This is a genomic window from Bacillus sp. URHA0034 (assembly GCF_056280405.1).
Genome location: NZ_JBWCDK010000002.1, coordinates 3,210,545 through 3,237,472, shown reverse-complemented (window position 1 = coordinate 3,237,472; position 26,928 = coordinate 3,210,545). Strand labels below are relative to the sequence as shown.

19 protein-coding genes and 1 pseudogene are annotated in these 26,928 nt (G+C 40.9%); 10 read left to right on the top strand and 10 right to left on the bottom strand.

The annotated features are described in order from the left end of the window. Nucleotides 1-115 precede the first annotated feature (115 nt). Entirely contained in the window at nt 116-1,927 is a 1,812-nt protein-coding gene (locus ACZ9EE_RS17635) for an acid phosphatase (protein WP_476029032.1), read from the bottom strand. Nucleotides 1,928-2,613: 686 nt separating this feature from the next. On the opposite strand from ACZ9EE_RS17635, the gene ACZ9EE_RS17630 reads away from it, so the two are divergent. From ACZ9EE_RS17630 to menC, 4 genes are read left to right on the top strand one after another with little or no spacing between them, the layout of a single operon-like run. Further along, nucleotides 2,614-4,047 (top strand): YfcC family protein, encoded by a 1,434-nt coding sequence (locus ACZ9EE_RS17630; protein ID WP_476029030.1) that lies wholly within the window; start codon nt 2,614-2,616, stop codon nt 4,045-4,047. 22 nt (nt 4,048-4,069) lie between these two features. Beyond that, nucleotides 4,070-4,861 (top strand): MurR/RpiR family transcriptional regulator, encoded by a 792-nt coding sequence (locus tag ACZ9EE_RS17625; RefSeq protein WP_476029028.1) that lies wholly within the window; start codon nt 4,070-4,072, stop codon nt 4,859-4,861. A 17-nt stretch (nt 4,862-4,878) separates the two neighbouring features. Continuing rightward, the gene (locus ACZ9EE_RS17620; RefSeq protein ID WP_476029027.1) at nt 4,879-6,024 is read left to right on the top strand and encodes a M20 peptidase aminoacylase family protein; all 1,146 of its coding nucleotides are present in this window, start codon (nt 4,879-4,881) and stop codon (nt 6,022-6,024) included. Nucleotides 6,025-6,027: 3 nt separating this feature from the next. After that, complete coding sequence (menC, locus tag ACZ9EE_RS17615) at nt 6,028-7,140, top strand: o-succinylbenzoate synthase (RefSeq protein WP_476029025.1); 1,113 nt, start codon at nt 6,028-6,030, stop codon at nt 7,138-7,140. 150 nt (nt 7,141-7,290) lie between these two features. Here the strand turns inward: menC and ACZ9EE_RS17610 are convergent. From ACZ9EE_RS17610 to ACZ9EE_RS17595, 4 genes and pseudogenes are all read right to left on the bottom strand, one after another. Next, nucleotides 7,291-7,443, bottom strand: a pseudogene (locus ACZ9EE_RS17610) (Ig-like domain-containing protein); the annotation flags it as partial. 591 nt (nt 7,444-8,034) lie between these two features. Continuing rightward, on the bottom strand, nt 8,035-8,499 hold the full coding sequence (locus ACZ9EE_RS17605; protein WP_476029023.1) for a hypothetical protein: 465 nt from the start codon (nt 8,497-8,499) through the stop codon (nt 8,035-8,037). Between the two features lie 9 nt (nt 8,500-8,508). Continuing rightward, nucleotides 8,509-9,525 (bottom strand): DUF3231 family protein, encoded by a 1,017-nt coding sequence (locus ACZ9EE_RS17600; RefSeq protein WP_476029021.1) that lies wholly within the window; start codon nt 9,523-9,525, stop codon nt 8,509-8,511. A 303-nt stretch (nt 9,526-9,828) separates the two neighbouring features. Beyond that, nucleotides 9,829-10,392, bottom strand: coding sequence for a TetR/AcrR family transcriptional regulator (locus tag ACZ9EE_RS17595; RefSeq protein WP_476029019.1), 564 nt, complete (start codon nt 10,390-10,392; stop codon nt 9,829-9,831). A 133-nt stretch (nt 10,393-10,525) separates the two neighbouring features. On the opposite strand from ACZ9EE_RS17595, the gene ACZ9EE_RS17590 reads away from it, so the two are divergent. Both ACZ9EE_RS17590 and ACZ9EE_RS17585 read left to right on the top strand, forming a co-directional pair. After that, nucleotides 10,526-11,521 carry an NADP-dependent oxidoreductase gene (locus tag ACZ9EE_RS17590; protein ID WP_476029017.1) on the top strand — a complete coding sequence of 332 codons (996 nt, stop codon included), beginning with the start codon at nt 10,526-10,528 and terminating at the stop codon, nt 11,519-11,521. 131 nt (nt 11,522-11,652) lie between these two features. Further along, nucleotides 11,653-11,952, top strand: a complete 300-nt coding sequence (locus ACZ9EE_RS17585; RefSeq protein WP_476029015.1) for a putative quinol monooxygenase — start codon at nt 11,653-11,655, stop codon at nt 11,950-11,952. A gap of 686 nt (nt 11,953-12,638) precedes the next feature. Here the strand turns inward: ACZ9EE_RS17585 and ACZ9EE_RS17580 are convergent. Then, complete coding sequence (locus ACZ9EE_RS17580; protein WP_476029013.1) at nt 12,639-18,692, bottom strand: DUF4350 domain-containing protein; 6,054 nt, start codon at nt 18,690-18,692, stop codon at nt 12,639-12,641. A gap of 271 nt (nt 18,693-18,963) precedes the next feature. Here ACZ9EE_RS17580 and ACZ9EE_RS17575 point away from each other — a divergent pair, with 271 nt between their 5' ends. Then, nucleotides 18,964-20,145, top strand: a complete 1,182-nt coding sequence (locus tag ACZ9EE_RS17575) for a HupE/UreJ family protein (protein WP_476029011.1) — start codon at nt 18,964-18,966, stop codon at nt 20,143-20,145. A gap of 470 nt (nt 20,146-20,615) precedes the next feature. Next, a complete protein-coding gene (locus ACZ9EE_RS17570; RefSeq protein ID WP_476029009.1) occupies nt 20,616-20,867 on the top strand; it encodes a YrhK family protein in 252 nt (83 codons plus the stop codon). A gap of 589 nt (nt 20,868-21,456) precedes the next feature. On the opposite strand, the gene ACZ9EE_RS17565 is transcribed toward ACZ9EE_RS17570, so the two are convergent. From ACZ9EE_RS17565 to ACZ9EE_RS17555, 3 genes are all read right to left on the bottom strand, one after another. Continuing rightward, nucleotides 21,457-22,368, bottom strand: a complete 912-nt coding sequence (locus ACZ9EE_RS17565) for a C39 family peptidase (RefSeq protein ID WP_476029007.1) — start codon at nt 22,366-22,368, stop codon at nt 21,457-21,459. 305 nt (nt 22,369-22,673) lie between these two features. Further along, a complete protein-coding gene (locus ACZ9EE_RS17560) occupies nt 22,674-22,979 on the bottom strand; it encodes a DUF2653 family protein (RefSeq protein ID WP_476029005.1) in 306 nt (101 codons plus the stop codon). Between the two features lie 3 nt (nt 22,980-22,982). Next, nucleotides 22,983-23,702: a hypothetical protein gene (locus tag ACZ9EE_RS17555; RefSeq protein ID WP_476029003.1), complete on the bottom strand. Its 720-nt coding sequence runs from the start codon at nt 23,700-23,702 to the stop codon at nt 22,983-22,985. A gap of 272 nt (nt 23,703-23,974) precedes the next feature. Between ACZ9EE_RS17555 and ACZ9EE_RS17550 the strand changes: the two genes are divergently transcribed. Continuing rightward, nucleotides 23,975-24,421 carry a CoxG family protein gene (locus ACZ9EE_RS17550; RefSeq protein WP_476029001.1) on the top strand — a complete coding sequence of 149 codons (447 nt, stop codon included), beginning with the start codon at nt 23,975-23,977 and terminating at the stop codon, nt 24,419-24,421. 134 nt (nt 24,422-24,555) lie between these two features. On the opposite strand, the gene ACZ9EE_RS17545 is transcribed toward ACZ9EE_RS17550, so the two are convergent. Then, nucleotides 24,556-25,371 carry a C40 family peptidase gene (locus tag ACZ9EE_RS17545; RefSeq protein ID WP_476028999.1) on the bottom strand — a complete coding sequence of 272 codons (816 nt, stop codon included), beginning with the start codon at nt 25,369-25,371 and terminating at the stop codon, nt 24,556-24,558. 244 nt (nt 25,372-25,615) lie between these two features. Here ACZ9EE_RS17545 and ACZ9EE_RS17540 point away from each other — a divergent pair, with 244 nt between their 5' ends. Further along, entirely contained in the window at nt 25,616-26,851 is a 1,236-nt protein-coding gene (locus ACZ9EE_RS17540; RefSeq protein WP_476028997.1) for a C40 family peptidase, read from the top strand. The last annotated feature ends 77 nt before the right edge of the window (nt 26,852-26,928 follow it).

Sequence of the window (26,928 nt, the reverse complement as noted above, 5' to 3'; positions counted from 1 at the left end):
CTCTTAAAGTACTTTACCGCCTTAATCAACCGGGAGTCAGCCCCCCTTGATCTGCCGCCCTAAAGTCAAAAAAAATCCATTCCCGTCAAGATAACTGGAATGGATTTTAAACTAGCTATTTTTTTATGACCTTTAACTGTATTTTGTTGGACTTATAGATTACCTTTACATTGTATTGGCTTGGTAAACCCACGGCCTCAATGGAAGAAAATTTACCTTCAAGCTGATTCTTGTCATAGTTTATAAGCGTTAATTCATTAGCAGGTACGTTATTACCAGAAAAATCCAGACGCAATTTCCCATTAATAGTAGCCTTTCCCTCTATATCAACCTGATCATTTGGACTGTCAAGGGTGAGCTCAAGCGTTCCCTGTTCAGATTGTTTGTAATTGCCGCCTATTACCCATTTTCCGGAAACATTTTCTTTAAGTGTGCCTCCGTTATTCACAACATCCCCGCTGCCAAAAGCAGTCTCGGAATCACCTTCGAGTGTGCCTTGGTCGATCACTGTACCACCGGAGTAAGTATTGTGGCCTTTCAGCACTAACGTACCTGTTCCCTTTTTAGTCAGCTTTCCAGTGCCAGAAATATCGTTTCTCCAGCGGTCGAATGCATTGAAACCACCTTTGGAAGCATCCATTGTCACCGTTACGTTATTAATAAATGCGCCATAGCCATCTGCTGCTGCGAAGAGATTTAACCGTCCCCATCCCTCAGGATCATCAAGTACAGGATAGCCAGAAGGCAGGCCTGTAGTGGCTAAAACCCAGCGGCGCTGAGTGCTGTCAAGATACGGCAGACGTGTTTCAAGCAAAACTTCTGCGCCCTTAGGAACAACCATTGGTTTTATGGTTTGGTTAATCTGGTCAAATCCATAGGTTAATCGTTGCGTAAAATTTTGTTTGTTCTTGGCATAATCCGCAAACCGGTCTACCGCTGTACCCGTTTGGGTCACTAATTTAGTTTGAGCTTCGTCATAGGCCGCCTTTTTCAAACTCTCATTGTCTGGATCTGATAGAATCGCCGCCGCCAGTGCAGTAGCCATAACACGTCCGCCAATTACGTCCAGGGTAGAGTGCATACCGGCAACAATCCGGTTGTTACCAAGCTCCGAAGCACGCGTAAGCATTTCCTGATAGCGTTCCGGAATGGCATAGGCCATCGCAATAGAAGCAAGATAAGCCGCATTGGTATGGCCGCTCGGGAAGCCGCCATTTTTGCTCGGATCAGGGTCTATCGAAGAGCGAATGGATGGAACGACAATGTCAGTGCTGGTCCAGCGAAACGGGCGCATATAATTAAAGTAGTTCTTAGCCGGTGTTGTGGATGAATAATTGCCGCGCAAAGTCTTAACCAAACTTACGATGTTCCCAAGATTGGAATCAGGAAGTCCTGCATCGGTTCCCCCATCGTTATATTTTACAGTCTCAGCATCTGCCGGGATACTATTGATAGTGGTTGTCGCTCCGGCATTTTCACGATAGACATCGGTTAGCGAACCGAGTCCGTCGATGACACTGTAGCTTTGATTTCGACGCTCATCGAAATAGGCTGCATCCGCTTCACTGGGGGTACGGCTGCTTGTAATGTCAAGTACCTTTTGAATGTTGGCATCCAATACAGCGCTATTCAGTTTAGTCCCTGTATCCCAAGTAGGACCGGGAGCCCATAGCTTATTAAATTCAGAAAGCACCCCAATGGTCGGGTTGGAATTGACCGTCGTATTGGCGGAACTATTATTTTTGTATGTATCTACAAAATACCCCCAGGATGGTTGCGCCGGTGGATTTACGTTCGTTGGAAAAACAGTTTGTTCCGATTGTGGCTTAGGATTTGCAGCCGCACTCACCTTACCTCCATTTAAGGAAGTTAGAAGTAACGGCAGAGACAAGGCGGCAATTGAAAGATGCTTCGTTAATTTTTTCATTCTTAGGTCCTCTCCCCTCTTAAACTAGTTTTCTCTTAATAATGTTTTTGAAATAAAAACTAAGTAGTACCTTCTCCCCCCCATTTCATTACTTGGGAAAGCGCTTAACCATTCATCTAAAAAAATTTGCTTTTTGTTGTTCTTCTTCATTAAAGAAAGCGCTTAACCTACCAAAAATTATAAACTAATCTAACAGAATTTTCAACCTATTCACAAAAATGCACAAAAACGCAAAGGGACGGTTCTCATGCTTCCATAAGCATAAGAGGTAGGAAAACGCAAAGGATGGTTCTTTAATAGTGCCGTTGGACCAAAAAAAGTATGCTCTTTGTGGGTATTGTTCAATCGTAAACCAAACAACCCTGAAAGACATACTTTTTCATATGGCAATTACTATCCATGGGGCAATACAAAAAAAATACCATAGCCATTTTATACACAATTTAAATGTAGTGTTAGGCAACGGAGCCCATTACCAAAATGAGCTCTTCTAAGAGATAACCCTTCAGGGCGTTACGTTACTCAATCATTTAATTCTTCGAACCTCTTAATCTTTTTATAAAAATAAAGTTTTTCCTTCATTTCACATTGAAATAAAGGAAATCATTTAATATAATTATTATTAACTTTAGAATAGTATGAATATTTTTTATACTATTACTTTTAAAACGATAAGGAGGAACAAGATGAATACAAATCCACGACCAGAACCAGCGTTTCAAGGAAAGCCGAAGAGGGGTTTTCAACGTCCAGATGCGTATGTGCTCATGTTGACCATCGCACTTGTCGCAGCCATTGCTTCCTACGTGGTCCCAGCAGGAGCATTTAAGAGAGTTTTAAAAGGTGATATCACCGTTGTTATACCAGGCAGTTATCATCATATTGCCCAAACGCCGGTCAGCTTTATTCAATTTTTCTCAGCTATCCCAGAAGGAATGGCTGCCTCAGCTTCTATTATCTTTCTAGTCATGTTTACTGGCGGTACCATTGCCGTTCTTGAAAAAACAGGTGCGGTTAACGGTCTTATTCATTCAGTTGTTGACAAATTTAAAACCAAGCAATTATTATTTATCGCTGCTGTTGGATTCTTATTTTCTATCTTAGGAACCACAGGTATTGTAGTGAACTCCGTTATCGGCTTTATTCCACTTGGTATACTTGTTGCGAGAGCACTCAAATGGGATGCGATGGTTGGTGCAGCTGTCATCTACCTAGGGACATATGCAGGATTTAACTCACAATTCCTATCCCCTACTCCATTAGGAGTTTCGCAGAAGATGGCGGAACTTCCAATGTTTTCGGGAATGGGACTCCGGATTATAAACTATCTGGCCTTCATTTCCGTCACCATTGCTTATTTATATTTCTACACAAAAAAATTAAAAAAGACCAACAAAAGTTTGTTAGGCGACGATTGGTTCCCAGACAAAAGTATTGCTGGAGCTTCTGGTAAAGTAGAAAAAACACCATTCACTGGCAAACAAAAACTTATTTTGGGCGTCACCGCTTTATTACTAATCATATATGTATATGGAGCCTTTAAACTTGGTTGGGCTGACAATCAAATGTCAGCAGTATTTATTTTAATCGCCATTCTAGCAGGTGTTATCGGCGGTTTAAAAATTAATGATATTGCCAGAACCTTTGTAGGTGGCTGTCAAAATCTTGTATACGGCGCGTTAATTGTAGGTATGGCAAGATCCATTTCTGTAATATTAACAGAAGGAAATCTATTAGATACCATCGTGAACTCCCTAGCGAATTTGTTACATGGCCTAAACCCATTCTTCGGCGCTTTTGGAATGTATCTATTAAGTGCCTTATTACACTTCTTTATTTCATCCGGAAGCGGAGAGGCGGTAGTATTAGTACCAATTCTTACACCTCTTGCCGATCTAATGCATATAACTAGGCAAGTAGCCATCCAAGCGGTTATGGTTGGTGAAGGTGTAGTCAACTGTTTCAACCCAACATCCGGCGTTTTAATGGGTGTGTTAGCAGCGAGCGGCATCCCTTATGGTAAATGGGTACGATTTGTACTTCCATTAGTCGGTATGTGGTTTGTGATTGGTTTAATCATCCTTGTTATCGGAGTTGCAATTGGCTGGGGACCACATTGATCACTTGTTAAGTAGGTGTTATATGAATTATTACGAAAGAACAAAAGAGAGTTATCCTAATCTGACAAAAGGTTTAAAAAAGATCGCAGAAGCACTGCTATCGAATCCCATTATATTTGCCACCTATTCTGCCAAAAAAAGTGCAGAAACACTGGATACAAGTGAAACGATGGTCATTCGTTTTTGCAAAGCAATTGGATATCATGGATATCGTGAATTGCAATTGGATGTTCAGCATTCCATGCTCTCCTTAAAACGGGATTCTGATATTAGCAAAAAGAACAATTCATTTGAAAGCATTATGAAGGTTGATGCTGAAAATATCCAACAAGCAACTTCCAATATCGATTGGGGGGTTGCAGAACAGATTGTTGAAAAACTTCTTTCGGCAAAGGAAATTAAAATAGTAGGATACTATCAATCTTATTCATATGCACATTGGTTTTCCTATACTCTTGATGGTTTATTAAATAAAGTGTCATTGCATCGTCCTGATACAGACACAGGTATTAAGCATAAAGGAAAAGAGTATTGCGTCGTTATCTTCTCTTATTACCGATATGCCCTTGAGTCGATCAGAATTGCAGAAGAAGCAAAAGCAAACGGGAACACCGTCATCATTATTACCGATTCTGCACTCTCCCCTATAAGCCACTTAGGAGATTACGTTTTATCGATTCAAGTTGCACAGAAGTCTATTTTGGAAAAAGGACCCGTGACCTTTTCCCTTTTAAATTCGATTCTGCTCCATATGGCGCAAAAAATTGAAATGTTAGAAGCAGTAAACCCTGTCAGCAGGTATTACATTAAATAAGGAAAGGGATGGGTGAAGTGGGAACTCAAACTTTAACGCAAGTCTTTAAACAGAGGATCTATGAAACATTCAATCATCTGCATCAAAATCCAGAGCTTAGCTGGGAAGAGAAGGAAACCACTAAATATACTAAACAATTGCTAAAGGATGCCGGCTGTCACCGCGTAGTTTCATTTGATGACTGCACAGGAGTCTTTGGTGATATTGGAAACTTTAGCGGTGAACGTCCGATTATTGCGATTCGTGCGGATATGGATGCCTTGTATCAAGAAGTAAATGGAAAAATGCAGGCAAACCATTCCTGCGGACATGACGCGCATATGACAACCGTTTTAGGAGTTTTATGGAATATTCAACAAAATGAAGAGCTCAAAAAACGAGTGGGTGTCCGCTTTATTTTCCAACCAGCAGAAGAAGTTGGAGCAGGCGCATTAAAATTAGTAGAAAAAGGTGCAGTTGATGATGTGGAGTACTTATATGGCATCCATCTTCGCCCAATCCAAGAATTACGAAGTGGATATGCAGCACCTTCGATCGTACATAGTGCGACACGGTCAATCCAATTTGACATTCATAGCCAAGATGCTCACGGAGCAAGACCACATTTAACACAAAATGCAATTGAAATTGGTACCTTCATTATTAATGCGATCCATTCCTTGTATTTTGACCCGAATATTCCGCACTCTGCAAAAGTAACACGGTTTATCTCAGGTGGAAGAAATACCAATATCATACCTGGTAAAGCTTCTTTAGCTTTTGATATGAGAGCACAAAGCAACGAACTGATGGATGAATTGCACAAGCGTGTGCTTGATATTATTCACAATGCAAGAGAACTATATCAAACAGAAATTGTAGTAACAGATGATTATGGAATTGTTGCTGCTGAATCTAGTGAAGGAGCACAACAGTTTGCGGCTAAAGCCATTGGGAATGTACTGGGCTCCGACAAATTAGTTCCTCCAATCATTACCCCTGGAGGAGACGACTTCCATTTTTATAAAGTCAATGTACCGAACTTAAAGGCAACCATGATTGGATTAGGATGTGATCTAGCACCAGGCTTACACCACCCTAACATGCATTTTGATATTGATTCATTATTTAACGGAATCAACATTTTTACCGAAGTTATCAAACTACACAGCATGGAGGATTAAGGTATGCAGCCCATACGGATTGAGAAAGTGAACCTGCACATTATTGATGTAGCACTAAAAGCTCCGTTTACAACCAGTTTCGGGACCATGAGATCGAAGGAAGTCTGTATTGTAGAAGTCGTGGATGAATCAGGCCTCTCTGGCTGGGGAGAAACCGTAACCTTCAATGAGCCGGATTATAACGAAGAAACCACGTATACAGCCGTGTATATACTGAAGAAGTTTTTGATTCGAACCATTCTGAAAAAAGATATCGCACACCCTAATGAAGTGTTTGATATGTTTCGGTTTGTAAAACGAAACAATATGGCAAAGTCTGCAATTGAAACAGCCATATGGGATGTTTTTGCAAAGAAAAATGAAAAACCTTTATACAAAGTGATCGGCGGAGTAAAAGATCGAATCCAAGTAGGAAAAAGTATCGGCATCCAACCAACTCCTGACCATTTAGTTGATAAGGTAGGACAGTTTTTAAATGAAGGCTTCAAAAAAATAAAGGTTAAAATAAAACCAGGCTCTGATGTTCAATATATCATGGCCGTACGCGAAAAGTTTCCTGATGTTCCTTTAATGGCCGATGCCAACTCTGCATACACCTTAAACGATATGAACCACTTGAAAAAGCTTGATGCGTTTAACCTGATTATGATTGAACAGCCATTGGCACATGATGATATCATCGACCATGCCATTCTTCAAAAAAGTCTTCAAACACCTATTTGTCTAGACGAAAGTGTGTATAGCTTTGAAACGACTAAGAAAGCCATTGAACTAGGCAGCGGCAGGATTGTGAATATTAAAATCGGTCGCGTTGGCGGCTTGCGCGAAGCCGTTAGAATCCATGATTTATGCCAAAGCAACAACATTCCAGTATGGTGCGGAGGCATGCTCGAAACCGGTATCGGCCGAGCACTGAATATCCAAATCACCACATTACCTAATTTCACAATTCCAGGTGATACCGCCCCATCACAGCACTATTGGGACGAAGACATCATTGATCCAGAGGTAACCATGGTGGATGGAGTCATAGAGGTTCCTAAAGGATTTGGAATTGGATATGAGGTAAATCGAAATAAATTGAATAAAAGGCTGATTGAAACCATTAGTTTTTAATGTGCTAAAAAACTGTGTCCCCTTTGGGATACAGTTTTTTTTATAGTAGAGGTGATATGGAACTGATTTGTGGTGAATCAAACAAACCTCATCTGCAACTTTTACACTAGCAGCTGAGCTAATATTACCAGCAGCATCAGTAGCCGTAATGGCGATGGTTGAACCAGCGGTTTGCTTGGCAATGGAATATGTGCCGTCAAAGCCAGCTGTTACTTTCCCAATCTCTTGGTCATTGACCGTCGCTACTACTGTTGCACCTGACTCTGTCTTACCCGTGATGACGACATCGTTTTTGGGGGGCATGGAATTATATGTAAGTTACGTAGAATTGGTCTCTAGCTTCGTAGAATTCTCCTCTAACTTTGTAGAAAAAACCCTGATTTACGTAGAATTCCGATTCATCCCTTCTTAAAATCAACCCCAAGCTATTTTATTAACAAAAATTTGATGTTTATTAACAAAGTTAGAATTTTATTAACAAAAAGCATAAAATATTAACAAAATTCTTATACTTATTAACAAAACCAACTGAAATATTAAAGGGTCCCGTTTCCTACCACAAACAAAGAAAACGTAAGGCAAAAATGGTATATAGCGATTTTTATGCTGTTTTTTACTGAATATTGTAAAGCAAAAAGTATATAAAATTATAAGGATACAATGGCTGGAGTACCCCTACAATTTCACCTACATTTTGTATACAAATTAATGTACAAAAAGGTATGGACTTGGTTTTGATTAATGAACCATTATTGGATATTTATGTTAAACAAATATAAGAATGTGAAATTTTATACTTAAACTAACTGGGCAGTTTAGTGGAAGAGCATTTTTGTTAATAGAGATAAAAAAAGAATGCCATAGATTGCATCTTACGAAATCAACTTGGCATTCTTATTTTATCAATGAAGTAATGAATTTTTTTACAACTAATCCAATTATCACTCCTGGAATAACAAATAACATTGGTAAAAGAACAGGTCCAAACAATACACCGAAGATTTTAATATCAGTAGAATAAATCAACCCAATAGTGACAAAATACGCTGCAAAAACAAAAGGAAGAAATAAAAAGGAAGAATTCTCTCCTCCGCCATTTGCATCCTTTACTGCATCCCACATTGAAAAAAAATACAAACAGGGATAAAACATAAGCCACTTGAAATTGATTTGCTCAATAGAAGTATCAGTATTACCATGAAAGCTTGAAATGATTGCTTCATTAAAATTTGATTGGATATTTACAAGAAATTCAAGGAAAATGAACAATACGCCCTTAACATATTTTTGATTCAATAGTTGTCCAAAACCAGGCAAAGCAATGGACCATAATAATTTCTCAATCGCATTCTTATTCAATCATAATCCCTATTTCCTTTTTGTTTTAGCTATTTCAATTTCATCAATTGATGCAGGGGGTTTTTCCATCCAACCATGTTCAATCATAATGTTCGCTCCGTCTTCCGCAAATTGAACTGCCTCGAGAAAAATGCGTAGAAACTTTGAACCCAAGTCACGTCTAGCAACCGTACCTATTGCAGTTCCATAATAGCCGAGTGACATTCCTGTAAGCATGGATACTTGGAACATCATTAACTTATCAGAAAATGGTGGAGTCGTAGATTTAAGAACTTCTGAATCATATGTTGGTGATTCAGATATATTTTCTTCTGCTAAAATATGTGCCATAATGTCCACAACTTTATTAGCGATATTTGCACCTTTAACCATATAATTTTGAACCTCTTTTAATCCAGCAACTTGAGCAAAGCCTAATAGTAACGCTTTGCCAACTGCATTTCTTTCCATATTTTCAAAAAAGTGCATAATTTCTAGAGAATTGATTGGGCGACGTTCTCCAAACCAACCAGTTAAATATCCTTGTTTCTCAATAAATTCAACTTTATCGGGAATTGGGATATAGGCAGCTCTAGAATATAATCCTTTTTCTAATGATGTATTTAAGGATTTTAAATATAATTCCCTAGTGAAGTCTATTGCACTTGAAAAAAGTTCTAATACATCGGAGCGAGTAGAACCAGATAAAGCTGCACCATATGCAGCCAATCCATGTCTTGACATACTGTGAACAAAATTTAAAAAAAAGGTATCAGAATATAGTGCAGGTGCATTTATATTAACATCCTCATTTTCACTAAAAGCAACGGGAATAGGATGATTTTCTTTAACATAAATTTCTGTAATGTTTTGTAACATTGTATCAGATATTGAAATTGCCAAATTTATTACTGTTCGTATTTCCTCATCTTGGGTCTTTTCTTTAAAATACTTCAATACACACTTTGACATACTATTATTCATGTATCCAGTCCAAAGCTGAGCTATTTCAGCGGAAGTAAGTCGAATATTATGTTCAGAATTCATAAGTAATTAACCTCCTGGTTGCATATATTTTTAAAATGCCCTATAGAGCAAAGTAATATATATTTTTTACTTATGATTATTGGTGTTATTATTTTTAATAAAATAATGACGGCTTCTATTGGTTGCATCAAAAGAAAATAGCAATTTGTGAAAAGATGCACTTAAACTAACGGGCGCGATTGTTTAACAAAGGATTAATCCTTTATTTAATAAAAGCTATGTTAAAGTTTAATGTTGATTTAAGAATGAATTAAGGGATAGTCTATGCTATCCCTTTTTTAGTCCCACCAAATAGAAAGAACCTTATATCCTTCTTCTCGCTTCATTCGTCAAGATCGCGCTCGCGATAATACTGAAGAGATGCTCAGCTCGTGACGCGGACGAGGGTTGGTTACTGAGCCACGCAAGCGCAGCAGCTAGCGAGAACAGGTCATCACCATCCATGTCGGTACGTGCCAGACCCTCAGCCTGAGCGCGAGCGAGAAGTCGCGTGCCTGCCGTGCGCATCGTGACGCATGAAGCGTGGAGTGCGGACTCCGGATCCTCCTTGGCTGCCATCATCGTGTCCACAACACCTTGATAGTTGCCCGTGAATGCAACGACGTCGCGTAGCCACGACACGAGTGCATCAGCGGGTGAACTCGCAGTTTCGAGCTCACGTGCCTTTGTCGTAAACTCGTCGAAGCTTGCGCGGAGCAAAGCTTCGAGCAGCGCCTCTCTCGTCGGGAAATGACGATACAGTGTGCCGAGCCCGACACCAGCTCGGCGAGCGATATCGCGCAGCGATGCATCGACGCCGTGCTCGGTTATAACGACGCTCGCGACTGCGAGTATGTGCTCATAGTTTTTCTTCGCATCGGCTCGCATCTGATTCCTCCTTGACAATCGGAGCAGTGCTCCGTATAATAATAAGCGGAACAGTGTTCCTTTTAAGTGGAGCACTGCTCTAAATAAGGATAACACATTTGTGTGAAAGGAGAAAGCGATGTCTACAAACACAATGAAGGCGATTCGGCTGCACAAATTCGGCGGCCCTGAGGTACTGCGTTACGAGGAGGCCCCGCTTCCCGAACTGAAACCGGGTGAGGTGCTTGTCCGTGTTCACGCGGTTGGCATCAACCCCCCCGACTGGTACCTGCGCGAGGGGTATAAGGATCTTCCTCCTGAATGGCAACCGGCGGTGTCCTTTCCCTTCATTCTGGGGTCGGACATATCGGGCGTCGTCAAGGCGGTAGCCACGGATGTGCAAGGCTTCTCAATCGGCGATGAAGTTTTCGGCATGGTTCGCTTTCCTAGCATGGGGGAGAGCGCTGCTTATGCCGAGTACGTCGCCGCGCCAGCGTCGGATCTTGCACTCAAACCGGCTGGCATTGATCACGTGCACGCCGCAGGTGCACCGATGGCAGGTCTCACCGGATGGCAGTTCCTGATCGAGTTGGGGCACAATGAAGCGAATCCGTTTCAACCGGAGTCTCATCGCCCGCTGCCGCTCAACGGCAAGACGGTACTCGTCAATGGTGCCGCGGGCGGCGTGGGGCACTTAGCGGTGCAACTGGCTAAATGGAAGGGTGCGCATGTCATCGCGGTGGCATCGGGCAAGCATGAGTCGTTCCTGCGAGAACTCGGTGCCGACGAATTCATCGACTACACCAAGAGCCCTCCCGAAGACATCGCCCATGACGTTGATCTCGTCCTCGATACCCTTGGCGGTCCAACAACCGGTCGTTTCTTGCGTACGCTCAAGCGTGGCGGCGCTTTGTTCCCAGTGTTCATAGGCTTCTCCGACGCCGAGGAGGCCGCAAAGCTGGGCGTCACGGTATCGATGACCCAAGTACGCTCAAACGGCCCGCAGCTAGCGGAATTAGGGCGCTTGCTCGATGCCGGGACGGTTCGCGTCGCCATCGACAGCACGTTTCCACTTGCCGATGCTCGCAGGGCGCACGAACGAGCCGCCCGTGGGCACATTCAAGGCAAGATCGTGCTTATGGTTATGTAAGGACGACAGCTCGAATGATTATCGCACTCCTAGTGGAACGTCGCAAAACTTTGCGGTGTTCCACTAGCGAGGACCGCGAATGACTTTGAAAAAATTTGCTAATTAAATTCAGAAAAAAAGGATGAACAACAATGATTATACTCATGGGTTACGTTCACGTAAATCCGTCTGATGTGAATGAGTTTACTACAGACGTTCAGGCCGTCGTTTCCAGCACGAGAGCTGAAAATGGATGCCTCTTTTATGCCTTTACTTTGGAAGATGCGCGCGCCGGACGCATGCTGACTGTCCAGCGGTGGCAAGATCAAGAATCGCTGACGGCCCATGTTGAAACACATGAGTCGGTGCCGTTTTTAAAAAAGTGGGGAAACAGGATGAGAATGGACATTCTAAAATACGATGCCTCGAACGAACGCTCGTTCATGGAGTAAAAGAGTGAGCGTCAAATCAACAACTCCAGTCTAAGACTTTATTTTCTTCGAACAGGTGGATGATCAACAAATATTCCTTAGCGTACGTTTTCCGCGTTATGTTGGCGGTACCCCAATTATGAAAAAGGACTTGCTCAATTTAGAATAACAAAAGTTTGTGAAATAATTAGAATCGACTCATTCAGCAACTGGGTGCGATGCTTTTAAAAGGCATTGCATTTTTTTATTAGCGTAGAGATTGTGAAAAAGTACACTTAAAGTAACGGGTAGCGTTAGTTGAAGATGTTTCAGAAATAAATTATGAAGTAGCTCAGTCCAATTCGGATTGGACTATTTTTTTCACAATCAAAAAGCACTGTAGTGCAATTTAATATCACTTTACGAGGAACAAAATCAAATTTTACGATAGGTAACGGAACCCGTTACCAAAATAGCCCTCTCTTTTTAAATAAAAGTGAGATCCTCAGTATATCCCCCCGCTCTGGCATGATAACAGATAAAAGTTAACCAAGAAACACGGTGGCAGGGAACTGCAAAAAAAAATATCCGGCACGAGGCCGGACAACTATCTATACAAAAGGGGGGTTATGAAAAAGGTTTGAAATAGCTTTCCTCTTCATGTCCTTATTCTATCCTCTGTATATGAACAAACTATGAAAAAATATTTAAGTTTTTAAAAACTATCTCTATTTAGTAGCCTTGCCTGCTGCAACCTCAAAGGTTAATTCTGTTTTTGCCTCAGAATACGTTGAGAATAAACCGGAATTAAACTTGTCTTTTGCTTCAACAACAACCATATAGGTTCCAGGATTTTTAGCTGTCCATTTCAATGTATTGCTTGCCCCATAAGCTTGTGTGTAGATGACATCGCCCTTTTTATCGATGATATAGAAACGATATTCAGGAGTTCTGCTGCCTTCTGAGACTGCTGTAAATTGAATTGGGTCTTTAAATACCTGTGTACCAGGCTTAGCTGTTGTGACACTTACCTTCATTACTTTTTCATCTGTAACTTTTACACTGGCCGCTGAGCTACTATTGCCAGCAGCATCTGTAGCCGTAATGAAGATGGTTGAACCAGCGGTTTGCTTGGCAATAGCAATGGAATATGTGCCGTCAAAGCCCGCTGTTACTTTCCCAATCTCTTGGTCATTGACCTTCGCTACTACTGTTGCACCTGACTCCGCTGAACCAGTGATTACTCGATCGTTATCGTTTAATGGGTTGATGCTTGGTGCAACTGGAGCTGTTACGTCAATTACAGTTACTTCAGTTGCTGTACTATGATTTCCAGCAACGTCTGTAGCTGTTACTGCAATTTTAGTACCTGCTGTTTGTTTTGCAATCGTAATTGTAAACTTACCATCCGCATCTGCTGTGGCTGTACCGATTTCTTGGTCGCCTGCCACTGCTTTAACAGCCGCATTTGCCTCTGTTGTACCAGTGATGGTTTCATCTTTATCGGTTACTCCATTTACAGCTGGTGCTTCTGGAGCTGTAGTATCTTTTCCAACCAATTCCTTCGTATCTCTTACACGAATCCGCGTCCCTTCTGCAAATGCCCCAGAAAGACCGACAGCTGCTAACGTGTCGCCTACTTTAAGAGCTGGGACAGGACCGCTTTGGTTGACAATGTATCCGTCTGTGAAGACTAATACATCACCAGAACCATCGTTGATTACATAGGAATTATCATCATACTTAGATACGACTTTTCCTGTTACTTTTACTAGCAGGCCTTGGTTTGTTGAAGAAGTTGCTTCTCCAGTTGCCACTGCCTTCGGCTGGATTGGATCACCCGAACCAATTTTAATCACGTCACTTGCAAAAGTTGTAAACTCTAGTTCTTTGTTATTTTCAAATGTCTTAATGTGACCATGGACACGAACTTTGTCGCCTAGTTTCAGTGAACCTTCCGGAACTTCTTGGAATGCCATAATACCGCCGGTTTCATCCTGTAGGTAGAATGCATCGAAGAAATTGCCTGCTCCAGTTGTTACTGTTCCTTCAACGACTACATCTGTGCCATCTGCCTGGGAACGTGCATCGGCAATTTTGGATACTGTCGTTTCACGATGTGCCAGCCAGTTGACGGCATTTAACGTGAATTCGTCATTTCCTTTTGGCTCGAATGATTCATCCATTTGTTTGTCATTGAAGATGTTCATACCGGACACGACAATCCGTCCGTTCGTACCAATTTCTTCAGAGGCAATTAACGGAATCGCTGAACCGCCGGTTTCATCGGAAACCGCATCATAGGTGTAGCTGCCTTTAATATTGTTTTGGTAGGTGGTTTCATTTCCTTTTGCAAGGATGGTCACCTTACCACCATCAGTTAGAGGCTGATTATTCGCACCTGATAAGCTTGAACCGCTGTAGTAATCAATAAAGGATACGCGGTCTGTAATTAAGTTTGATACTAATCCTGGATGCACTCGGACTGCATATGGGCTGACTTTTGGATCACTCCAGAAGTTACCGCTCTTGCTGTCGTCAAAGACTCCATCACTGCTCATGCGGATCGCCGAGCCCATTTCGCCAAGAAGAGCGTTGTTAATTGTAGGGTCGGTGCTGTTATTGCTCTTCCCTGCCATTAATAAGGAGCCGCCATTTTTCACAAAATTCGCCACTGCTGTATCTTCAGCTGCTGTTAGGGCGGTTCTTGTGTGGGTGAGTACTAATACCTTCACATCGCTTAATGCTGCATCTGTAAGTGCTGCTTTATTTTCCGTAACGGTATAGCCTTCTTTTTGAAGCATAAGGGTGAATGATTTTAGGTTATCCTTATACGTTCCGCTGTCGCCGCTTGTATTTTCGTTGCCATGGTTGGCATCGATTAATACTTTTATGCCGAGCGGCTCTTTAATTTTTACTGGTAAAACAAACTTCGTATCACCTAGATCCAGACCTTCTAATGACGTGACAACTGCAATTATTTTGTGGTCGCCTGTTGATGGGGCTGCCCATGTTGCAGATGCTGTTGCTGAACTCTTCGGTAGAATCGAAGAAATGTTGTTTGTTCCAATTAAGTTGGTTTCGTTTACTTCATCATAATAGAAGTCTACTTTTAGGTTTTTAACTGGCTGTGTACCGTTGTTCGCTACTGTTGCTTTTAATGTTGCCGGGTTGCCGCCGATCACGACGCCGCCGTCGACATCAATGCTGTTTACTTTTACGTCCACTGGTTCTTCTTTTGACCAGATTGGTGAAGAGTAAATTCTTTCGCCGTCCATTTGAGTTACTTTGACAACAAACCATTGCTGGCCGCCTGTAACCGTGTAAGAAGGTTTCCAATTGAAGTCCTTCGTCATTGGCTCATAGGAATCAACTACTTTACCGCCATTGGTGATTAATTCTACTTTTTGGATTCTATCATCGGATTTGTAGCTTGTTGGCAGATAGCTATAGTCTGTGTCGTTATGAGCTTCTGCTACTAAATCGCTGCCCTTAATATCAAATTTTAGGGCTTTGCTATCGACAGTTGACCCCATGTAATATCCATTGGCTAATACGTCTAACGTGAAGTTAGGATCCTCTTCCATGTAGACGCGCATATTACGCATCGAGTGAAGAAGGGATGCTTGTGTAAGATCATCTGCTACGATAACTGTACGAGCATTGACTTGTCCCCAAGTTCCTTCATGGTTGTCTTCCCCATAAGTTGGTGCTACGTGCCAGCCTAAATCTAGCGCTGAGAAGAATTTACCCTCCGCGTTAGCATAGCCGTAGTGTCCTGAACCATTACCTACTTCTAACATGGTAAATAGCTTATCAACATTCGCGTCATAAGGCTTAAAGTTGTTAAACGCATTGGCTGACATATCTGGGTGGTTGAATTGACCCACGATATCGTCGTATGTCATGACCCATGCATAGTACTGGCTTAAGTCTTGGTATTGTTTACCGTTAATATTTCGGTCGATAAAGTTATCAGTACCGAAAATGTTAGAGTGTCCCCATGTTGTTGAAGTCATCTCAAATGCTGGGAATACTACATAGTCATTTGTTGTGTACTCTTTAGCAAGATCTTTGGTTAACTGCCAGTCTGATCCACCTGAACGTTCTGGTACAGCCTTACCATCTGCTGTTTTCCGTTCAACCGTATCTGTTCCCAATTTTTCAGGATCAATATCGTGAGAGTGGTCTGAGAAAGCAAACCAATCGTAATGATGGTATTGTCCTGCTTTTAACGCCTCTTCAGGTGTACCAGCTGCGTCATGAGAGATATTAGTATGGTTATGCGTTGTACCACGGTAGTGATTACCGCCTGTAAAACGAGGAACCACTTCAAATGTCCATTCTTTTTCCGTTAGGTTGCCTTTTGTATCCTTTGCTGCAACCTTTACCTTGTGTGTTCCAAGGGCAAGGTCTGTTTCAGGTGTGTATTTTACCTGTGTTTTGCTGATTGTTGCCGCTGGCGCTGTTAGCTCTTGGCCATCCAGCCACAGTTGAACTGTTGTTTGGTCGACACCGCTTGCGTCATCAATTAAAGCAGAAATTTCTGGTGTTGGGCTTTCTACTTTGGTTGTGTCCTGTGGTGTTAACCCTGAAATTTCTGGTCCAGTGGTATCTTCAATTAAGGTTACTGGATATGGCACTGCACTTGTACCAGCTGTTTGTACTTGTGTTCCTGCTTTTGCTTCGATGTAATAGTCAAAGCCGTTTTGAGGGACATTCGCTGCTGCTAAAGTAGCTGTGTAACGCCCGTCGCCTCCGTTTACCATCGGCAATGCCGTATAATCGGTTGTTCCTGTTGCCCGGTAGTAAAGTGTTACCGATTCAGCACCATCCGCATTTGCTTCGAATTCTACATTTGCGTCTTTGTAGACTTTTGTTAATGCTGTGTGGGTAATACCAAGTATTGGTGCAATATCTTTTACATTACGAGGATACAATTGGTATCCGTTCGTTGCGGATGCATTGGTTGTATATTGCCCTAATACCCCTGTTACGGTATAGCTTTTTCCAGTCACAAGATCATTATCTGGATTGATGCCTGTTGTACTCATTACCCTTAAGGTAGTGGTTTTACTGTTTTCATCGACAAAGGTAACGTTATAGTTGGCGCCTGAAGCTGCCACTGCTGAAACCTTTCCTGTCACTGTTACCAGGCTGCCTTCAAGTGGTTCAGCCGCTGCGTAAGTGTTTAAATCATTGATCGTTAACGTTTTAGCTGGTGGAATTGGATTTCCTTCACTGATTTTTTCAATTGAAGTTGGTTCGAATTCCGTTAAGCCATTATAGACTAGGACTTTCCCTGTAATGCGGACCTTGTCCCCTTTCAGGATTTGATAGCCTAAATCTAGGGAAGTATTAAAAATGTTAATGCCTGCCGTATCATCTTGCACATAGAAGTTTTGCTTTTGTGTGCCAAGGATTTGATTATCTACGGTTGCCACACCTTCAATCGTAAAGAACTTATTCAGATTGACTGGCTGGCCTTTCGTATCTGACGCGCGGACATCGGCAATCTTTGCCACTGCGGTTGTGTCGGCTTTTGATACCGATACTGGTCCACTTTGCAGCATGATTCCTTTTGCCGAGCTCGTTGTTTGTGTGACATAAACTGTATTAGGAGCGTTGTTAATCGTAACAGTGAAGTCTCCTGCTGTTCCAGCTGTCACTTCTTGTGTATTTAATTTTTCAGATGGTGTTGCTGTGTCATTTGGGTAGACATTGATGCTGGCATTTGCTGCCGCTGCACCTGCGCCGCCAATCAGTGTACCTACTCCGTCTGCTACGACATAGCTTAGTTTTGCTTGTGTAATTGATGTGCTTGGTGCTGCGACGTTGATTTGGATCGCTACACTTTCATCCAGTCCTGTTTGCGTTGACGTAACGTAAATAGAGGATAGCGCTTCTTTTGTGAATTCAATGTTAAATGATCCGTCAGCACCGGCCGTTGTTGTACCTAATGCGGTTCCTTTTGCTGCGGTGTCATATACTTTTACGGTTGAGCCTGGTTCTACTGCTTCTGGTTTCCCGATTACTTTAACTGCTGTGCCGGTTTGTAGGAATTGGATGTTCAATCCTTTCGGCTGTAGGCTGGTTACGGGAACCATTGGAGCCTCAGTTGGGCTTGCTGTGTTTCTAGGAGTTGGTGCAGCTGTAGAGAAATCTGCTGCGTTATCATCGGTATCCCAGGCGTTCCCTTTGCCAGGTGCTGGGTCTACATTAGCGTAAGGCCTGCGTTGAGCGCTTGTTGTGTTAGATGGGGATTTTGTTCCACCTAAGCCTTCAAATGCGGTCGCACCGCCAAATCCTACAAAGTCAATGGTACTCTCTGGTTTAGCGCCTGATGACGCAGTTGTCTTATCTTTAATTAGTGCCACTTTTCCGGAAGTTCCTGACATGGAAATTGCACCTGAAGCGTCTGGTGTCGGAAGATCTACACCGTTTGCGCCACCGCCTTCGGAAATAAGGTAATAGCCATGTGCCTGAATGGTTCCAGCTAAAGGAGTTACCCCCCATGATGTACCGCTAGCGGAAGCATATTGGACAGACCATCCGGTAAGATCCACTGGTTGATCTGTGGGATTATATAATTCAATAAAGTCTTTATTGTAGGGAGCGCTTGTATTTCCTCCCCCTCCATAAACTTGCGAGATCACCACATGATCAGCCTGCTCAGCATGAGCTCTGCCTATTAAACTACTCGGCAAAAATGTACCAATCAATAGAAGTGCTGCCATGAACGAACTTGTCCATCGCTTGAACTGCCTATTCTTCCCCTTCATTCATTCTCCACCCTTTTATAGTTTTTTCGACAAAAAGTAGACCGAAATCCCCTTTCTTTCTGAATAATTTTAATTACACCATTATTCTACAAAATTTTAAATTATAAAGATATATAGTTTGTTAGATTTACGAACATTATTTATTTAGTAGTTATTGCCATGTGTACAAATGGATTCAAAATATGTTTATATATAAATATAATTTAAATTTATCCTTATCCATTACCCTATACGTTCATTATTTAAATATAGTAATTACAGGAGGAATACTGTGCCTATATTATTCGACAAACATCGATTTATACCTTTAATCTTGGTATTATTACCCATTCTATTAATTTGGATTTCGATTCCTTCTAAAGCATACGCACATGCTTACAGTGCCAGTTATACAAAGATAACCATGGACAGTAAACACACAGAGCTTGTCTTTACTTTAGATACGTTGTCCATTCTTGAATTAATACCCTCCATTGATGCAAATAAAAACTTTGTCCTTGAAAAATCGGAAATCACTAAAAACAAGCATCATCTGGAAGAGCTAATCGAGGAAGGCCTGACCCTTGATAAAGGGAACAAGGAACAAACTCCTAAAATTGAAAGTATGAAACTTGTTAAAAAAGAGAATAAAGAATTTTTGTCGACCTATATGACGTTCCCCGCCTTCTCACCTGGTGACACGATTAACTATAATGATGGTTTTTATTTTCATGACACCGGTACCAACTATGTCGACCTGATCACGGCTACGATTAATGGGGAATCTAGTGAAGGAGTATTGCAAGGAAAAGATCGGACCTGGACCGTTTTAGTAACGGAAATTCAGCAGGAGCAAGGGCAAACGACTCAGCCTGATTCTCATCAGGTACAGCCGAAACTGGCTGCAACGCCTGTTGAAAAAACGCCTGCGACGTCATGGTTTTCCTTTTTTAAACTGGGAATGCTTCATATCTTAACGGGCTATGATCACTTACTATTTTTGCTTGCCTTACTGCTGCGGAAGCAAACCTTTAAACAGTATGCCGCGATCGTCACGTCGTTTACGCTTGCGCATAGTATTACGCTTAGTCTTGCGGTACTGGGTTGGGTTACGCTCCCCTCCCGTTTTGTCGAGGCAGTGATTGCCTTTAGTATTTGTTATGTTGCGCTGGAGAATATTTTTAGAAAAGAAATCCGCTACCGCTGGAGCATCACGTTCTTGTTTGGTTTGATTCACGGTCTCGGATTTGCGACGATTTTAAAAGAAATGGCGATTCCGAAGAGCCATTTGGCTGTGGCGCTGATTAATTTCAACTTGGGGATTGAGGCGGTTCAGTTGACGATTGTCTGTCTGCTGCTTCCGTTATTATCGTACTTATTTAAGTTGAAGAACTCTGGAAAAGTAGTCACCTACGGTTCGTATGCGATTGTGGCGTTAGGTGCGATTTGGCTGTTCCAGCGGTTGTTCCTATAATTTAAAAACCTGGGTGTATCTAACCCTGTAAAAAGTTATCCACAAGTAGTAAATCTATAATTTCCTAGAACACAAAATAGGCGTATGAATTGGCATACGTCTTCTTTTTTATTTATCAATGTTTAAAAAATCATTTAACAGGAGAAATGTTTGATGGCATAAAGTAAAAAATTGTTACTTTCCACTATCAATGGGGTAGTACATTCGTAAAGGGATGTTTGTTGTGTCTGCACAAGAAAAGATACAAGCAAAAGTAATTTGGTTGTAAAAGGTTCATTACTTAATAGTCAAGAAATTCCGGTCGATTTAAAAAAAACAAAGGAGAGTTTTTCGTTTCCTTTGTTTTCTTTTTTGCCCTTTGGCAACTACATAATTGGAGTAATCGTCCTTATGTCATTAGTCTCATTACAGATTTTTAGGGATTCTAATGAAATGATATTATTTGATATACATTTCACAGGAGGCTGCAAATGTTTAAAATAAAGTTTCAGAAAAGAAATATTAAAGTAAAAGCCGGTCCTTTCAGCTTATTTATTAAAAGGAATTTTAAGGTGATTTATACATTAAATGATATTTTGTTAGGGCTTGAATTTTTAATAGGGAGTGTATTATTTCTTTTTCCATCTACGGAAATTCTAGCTGTTTGTTTATTTATAACAGGAAGTACCCAAATGCTTATACGTCCTGTAATCCGTTTATTTAATGAAATCCAATTAAAATAAAAAGTTACCTAATACCATTATCGAGGGATGGCTTTATGACACGGAAAGCAGCTGACCATAAAATAGGATGCTACCAAATGGAAATTGGAGGCATCCTATTTTTCTTTGAATAGAAGAAACATTCCCTTAGGCTAAAAATACAATTTCAATTCTTGGCTGGCCGGGGTTGCGTACAATCTGTTCCGGCAGGAAAGGCCACGGTAAATGAAGAGCTCTTTCATTGCCCGATGAGGTGAATTTTATCCCGACACGGTAAATGAAATGCCTTTTCTTTGCCCGATGAGATGCTTTTTTTCCCCGACACGGTAAATGAAATGCCTTTTCTTTGCCCGATGAGGTGAATTTTATCCCGACACGGTAAATGAAATGCCTTTTCTTTGCCCGATGAGATGCATTTTACCCCCGATACGGTAAATGAAATGTCTTTTCTTTGCCCGATGAGATGCATTTTACCCTCGATACGGTAAATGAAATGTCTCTTCATTAAGTAAAAATGCAAGTCTGTTTAAGGGATCATGCATCCCGGTGGTATTCGTATGAAGATATTGCATACGACAGAAATACCTTCCGCATTTTCTTCATGTGAGCTTTATTTTATTATGACGATTGCTTGGCTACCCATCTGTTCCCAAGCTTTAATAAAGTTAGTCTTGTTTAATTTTTGATTTTTATTGCCATAAGGGTTATTAATATAAATATAGTTTTGATCATAACCGGTAATCACAACGCTATGCTCGCTAAACGTAATTCGAATCGGTCCTTGTGGTGTATTCCACAACTGGAAATTAGATACCGGTGCAAAAGTAGTTGTCGTTATAATCCAAACTGGAAGTCCTTTTCCGACATAGCCTAATACTTCAGAAAAAGGCTTCTTCGTTAAGTTAACAGCTTTATTTCCTACATATTTTTTTGCAAGTGATAAAACTGGGCCATTGTATACAGCTAAACCCGGTCCGTTTGCCATATCACCTACAAACCCTACATTTGGGTTTCCCCTTAAGCCATTACTATACATCCAAGGAACTTTATTCACCTGGTTTGCTAATGTATTTTTCGTCACTTTAACACCGTGATAGTTTAAAATCATAGCTAAACTGGTCACTTCACATCCATTTTTTAAACGAGGTGCAGCCAATTGATTTTGCAGTGGAACATTCAATACAATGCTGCTTTGAATGTTTGTCCCTAGCGCTTTTGCCGTAGCCGGGCCCACAATTCCGTCTACTTGTAGATGACGAGCTTTTTGAAATTGCCGGACCGCATTTTCTGTGTTTACTCCAAAGATACCATCAATTCCTTTTGTGCTGTATCCAAGCGATGTAAGTTTTTTCTGTAGCTCTGTGACAGAAGGTCCCCGGCTTCCTCTTTTAAGAATGGTCCCACTTGTACTAACAAGAGTAGATGATCCAGCCGCAGATGCGGAATCTGGAGGCACAGCAATACCTACACTAAACACCAGAAGAAACGCCATGGCAAAAAGACTAAACCATTTTCTCTTCAATATGTATCCCTCCAAACTTCTAATCTATTAACCTAGGCAAATTTCCACCACTGACTTTATTTTACCATTTTTGTCCATGATTTAACTTAAATCCCGCAGATTTTTTTGATTATTTTTAACATTCACTCAAATAAAAGGGTCCCTTCTTTTTGCATTATTATTTCGTCTCCAAAGCCAAAGTTCAGCACTTAAATAATATATGATTTAGACGGATTTAATTTGAAAAATTTTCCATTCCATACGAAAGGGACCACCAAACAATGTTGATGGTCCTACTTTACTTACGATCTATTCAGTTAGGAAAATTACCGTTCATTTACGAAAATTTCAGCAAAGAACCCTTCTGTTTTTGTGAATCCTACGTTTCCATACATCGCTTCACGATTGAAGCTGTGATATTCTTCTAGGAATTGAAAAATTCCCTCTAAGATTTCATCATTGTCGTACTTATGAGTCTGGCCACCATGCGTGGAAGCTTTTGCAATAATATCTCCGTTTTCCTTGGCGTCAATTTCCTTCACATCCACATCTTCTGGACGACAGTTCCTTTGATTTGCCACCAATACACAAATCCCATCTACAACTTCCTGTTCATTTAATTTCAATCTCATCGTTTAAAATCTCCTCGTATAGATTGTTTTACCACTTTTCTTTCTTCTTACAAATGCATATAGTAAATAAATAACTAGGATTAATAGAATGACATCAATAATCCATGCTAATGGTGAGGGTCCATAATTGGTATAATGTCCACCCGAATAATAAGTTGCTCCCCAGGGATGGAACATGCTTCCCATGAACATCCCCATTGTAAATCCGTGGTAATAACCAAACCAGCCAAATGGAGAATATCCCGCATGATAATAGTGATGGACACTTACTGGATGACCACGGTAATATCCCTTTGTCGTGTTACCTGAGTAGACTTTTCCAGTTACCGTTGAAGTTCTGCCTGAGAAAGAACCTGACCTTTGATAACTGTTTGTGGTGCTTTTCGTACTAGTTCCTCCTGGAGAATGAGAGGAACTTTTTGTACTTGAGCCACCCGAAAAAGAAGAGGACTTAGAAGTTGAACCTTTTGTACTCGAACCTCCTGAAAAGGAAGAGGACTTTGAAGTTGAACTTTTTGTACTTGAACTGCTCGATGAGGAGCGTCTAGCGCTTGAACCACTATAAGAAGAACCATGTGATGAACCGCTGTAACTGCTGCCGTGAGAACTAAATGAGCCGGAGGAACGAGAAGAACTCCCTCCTCTAAATCCTGCTGCATCAACCATGTTCGGAATGAGCAATAGTAAGGACAATAAAAGCGTAAAAAGTACTTTACGTATCATTTTGTATCCCCCTTCTTTTATATACTTATAGATAATTTTTCTTGTATCGCCTATATTTACCACCATTATCAATATACAAATCATACAATTTTTTGTGGTGAAAATCTTAGTTTTTTGAAAAATTTATGATTCTCAGCACAAGAGTTAATAAGATTATTAGAAGAAAGAAAGCTAGGAGTAATGAGGGATGTAAGTTTATGTCTTTTATGTAATAATTATTTTTTGTAGAAATATATATTTACAATACATACATAGTGAAAGTGGGAATCATAATGGCAACAGGAGTACATACAGTAGAAATTCCAGTAGGTGTACAAGCAGTTTGGGATTATGTCAGTGACCTTGAAAAATGGGCAACAACAGTACCAGCCTATAAAGAACATGAAATCATAAATGACCAGCAGTCTATTTGGACATTTGAAGGCAGTATGAAAGGTATAAAAAAAACAATCCAAGCGCAGGTAGATATTACCGAATGGAATGAACCTTCTAATATTAAGTTTGATCTAAAAGGTTTATCAGATAATTTTACAGGAAGCGGTCACTTTACTTCAGAAGATGTTAATGGTAAAACAACAATGACTTGCAGGGTGGAAGTCCGTGCAGGCGGGTTATCGGGTGCAGTGTTAACACCCGTTATCAAATGGGCTGTTCCCAAAGTAGCATCTCGTTTAACAGAGTCAATTGCACGTAAGATTGCAGTTTCTCATAGTTATTAAAGATTGGAAATCACCTCATAAGCTAGTATGTTAACAATCTGAAATTTATTATTAGCAGTGTCTTTAACTCTATGATTTTTTGGGAAAGAGATAAAAAACCCATCTTCAAAATCGAAGATGGGTTTTCAATTCTATTACAATTGTCTTGCTCCAAGATACCGCGCTTTCCAATACGAGTTACTCATAGCAGTAATCTGGACACCGCTGGACGCGGAATGAATGAACTGACCATTACCAATATAGATCCCCATATGCGAAGGACCTTTCTTATAGGTTTGGTAATACACGAAGTCACCAGCCGATATAGAAAATACTGGTTTCGTTATATTCCAATACCCATCAACTGTCTGACGGGGCGCGGTTTTTTGTTTGTTTATGACATAGTAAATGAATCCGCTGCAATCGAATCCTTTTGGCGTCGTTCCTCCCCATCTGTAGGGAGTGCCAATCATTGCTTTTGCGTCTTGTATTAACTTGCCTTTATTAATCGTGGACACTGCCGGTTTAGCAGCCACTGTTGTCGTGGTTTTTGGTGCGGCCGCTGCAGGAGCTCCATTCACCTTTAGTTGTTGACCTATTTTAAGCATGTCCGATTTCAGGCCGTTCCACGATTTAAGTTGTGCCACTGTTGTCTTATATTTCTTAGCGATCAATGACAAGCTATCACCAGATTTAACGGTATAGACTGTTGAAGCCGGGCTGATGCTAGTTTTAGCCGCAGCGACGACCTTGCCTTTTTCAGGAATGATGATATTTTGGCCTATTTTGATTCTATCACTTGATAATTTGTTAGCCGCCATAATTTCTGATACTGATAGATTATATTGTTTAGAATACTTCGATAAAGTATCCCCGCTTTTTACTTTTATTGTCGCAGCCATGGCTGAAGTGCTATATAGTGATGTCCCTAATACGGTAGCAGTAATGAACGATAGAAGTTTCTTTTTCATACTTTCCCCCAAATGATATTAATCTATTTCCAGTTTACGAACTATTTTGCTAGATTGCCATAATATGTCGAAAACGTTACCAAATTGTAATGTTTTGTCGTTTAATTTCATGAAAGTTCGTAAAACGTAGAATTAATCATGTTAAATTAAAATTCCATGAGAAATATGGGGAATTTTTCTGAAAATATTAGCAAACTATGGTAAAATTAATAAAAATATGAAAATTCGAGGTGATTTCTCTTAGATGAAGAAAACAATCGTTCGAACTCTATCGACAACAGCTCTCTTTTCCTGCGTTTTTGCTAGTTCCGCATTGGCGGCTACATATAAGGTTCAAAAAGGTGATAGTCTTTCAAAAATTGCCTCAGATAACAATACTAGTGTGGAAAATATCAAGAAATTAAATAGTTTAAGCTCTGATCGGATATATGTTAATCAAACGCTCCAGCTTTCCTCCAATACACCCACTGCCTCCGTTCAGGCAGTTCAGCAGACGACTTATAAGGTAGTCAGCGGCGATGCTTTAATTAAAATAGCCAACCGCTTCGATGTTACAGTCGGCGAGCTGCAGCAGTGGAATAATTTGAAGGGGACGCTGATTTATGTTGGACAAACACTGAAGGTATCTGCTCCTGGAAAAACAGTGACAGTATCCGCTCCCACTACGGCTGCGCCAGCGGCAACGCCAACTCCTTCTACATCACAAGCAACTGCCACTTATACTGTCAAAAGCGGCGATTGTCTAAGTGAAATCGGCAGTCAATTTGGGATGACTGTTGCGGAATTGAAAACACTCAATAACTTGAAATTAGATTTAATTTATGTCGGACAGACGCTCAAGGTTTATGCGAAGCAAAACAGTACTCCAGCTCCCGCTGTGCCGGCTGCTCCTGCAGCTGCTAAACCGGCAGCGGCAACTCCAACGGTTTCCACTAGTAATTATATTGTCAAAAGTGGCGATACCCTTGGAAAAATTGCCATCACCTACGATATGACCGTCCAAGACTTAAAGTCGCTCAACCACTTAACATCTGACAGGATTTATGTCGGGCAAACGCTGAAGGTGACAGGCACCGTTAAAACGGTATCTGCGCCAGCACCAGTCACTCAGACGGATGCTGCCTCACAGATTGTTTCGACTGCTAAAAGTTTAATCGGAGTCCCTTATGTCTGGGGTGGCAGTACGGCTTCTGGTTTTGATTGCAGCGGATTTATTTATTATGTTGCTAATAAAGCAGGCAAATCACTGCCCCGTACTTCGGCTGCAGGCTATTATGACCGCAGCTATTATGTGAATTCACCTAAAGCCGGTGACCTTGTATTTTTTGAAAATACATATAAACAGGGAATCTCCCACGTAGGCATCTTTATTGGTGATAATCAATTTATCCACGCCGATGAAAAATACGGTATTAAGATTTCAACCTTATCAAGTCCATACTATACCGATCATTTTGCGGCATTTAAGCGTTTCTATTAAAATCTCTCAAATTGGGAGATTTTTTCATGTATAAAAGAGTACTAGATTGGGAATAGTAATAGTAAAGACATTTCAAA

Coding starts and splice junctions, on each gene's coding strand:
- ACZ9EE_RS17540 (WP_476028997.1), top strand. CDS start 25,616: ATGAAGAAAACAATCGTTCGAACTCTATCGACAACAGCTCTCTTTTCC.
- menC (WP_476029025.1), top strand. CDS start 6,028: ATGCAGCCCATACGGATTGAGAAAGTGAACCTGCACATTATTGATGTA.
- ACZ9EE_RS17600 (WP_476029021.1), bottom strand. CDS start 9,525: ATGAATTCTGAACATAATATTCGACTTACTTCCGCTGAAATAGCTCAG.
- ACZ9EE_RS17585 (WP_476029015.1), top strand. CDS start 11,653: ATGATTATACTCATGGGTTACGTTCACGTAAATCCGTCTGATGTGAAT.
- ACZ9EE_RS17545 (WP_476028999.1), bottom strand. CDS start 25,371: ATGAAAAAGAAACTTCTATCGTTCATTACTGCTACCGTATTAGGGACA.
- ACZ9EE_RS17550 (WP_476029001.1), top strand. CDS start 23,975: ATGGCAACAGGAGTACATACAGTAGAAATTCCAGTAGGTGTACAAGCA.
- ACZ9EE_RS17630 (WP_476029030.1), top strand. CDS start 2,614: ATGAATACAAATCCACGACCAGAACCAGCGTTTCAAGGAAAGCCGAAG.
- ACZ9EE_RS17595 (WP_476029019.1), bottom strand. CDS start 10,392: ATGCGAGCCGATGCGAAGAAAAACTATGAGCACATACTCGCAGTCGCG.
- ACZ9EE_RS17590 (WP_476029017.1), top strand. CDS start 10,526: ATGAAGGCGATTCGGCTGCACAAATTCGGCGGCCCTGAGGTACTGCGT.
- ACZ9EE_RS17580 (WP_476029013.1), bottom strand. CDS start 18,692: ATGAAGGGGAAGAATAGGCAGTTCAAGCGATGGACAAGTTCGTTCATG.
- ACZ9EE_RS17555 (WP_476029003.1), bottom strand. CDS start 23,702: ATGATACGTAAAGTACTTTTTACGCTTTTATTGTCCTTACTATTGCTC.
- ACZ9EE_RS17625 (WP_476029028.1), top strand. CDS start 4,070: ATGAATTATTACGAAAGAACAAAAGAGAGTTATCCTAATCTGACAAAA.
- ACZ9EE_RS17560 (WP_476029005.1), bottom strand. CDS start 22,979: ATGAGATTGAAATTAAATGAACAGGAAGTTGTAGATGGGATTTGTGTA.
- ACZ9EE_RS17570 (WP_476029009.1), top strand. CDS start 20,616: ATGTTTAAAATAAAGTTTCAGAAAAGAAATATTAAAGTAAAAGCCGGT.
- ACZ9EE_RS17635 (WP_476029032.1), bottom strand. CDS start 1,927: ATGAAAAAATTAACGAAGCATCTTTCAATTGCCGCCTTGTCTCTGCCG.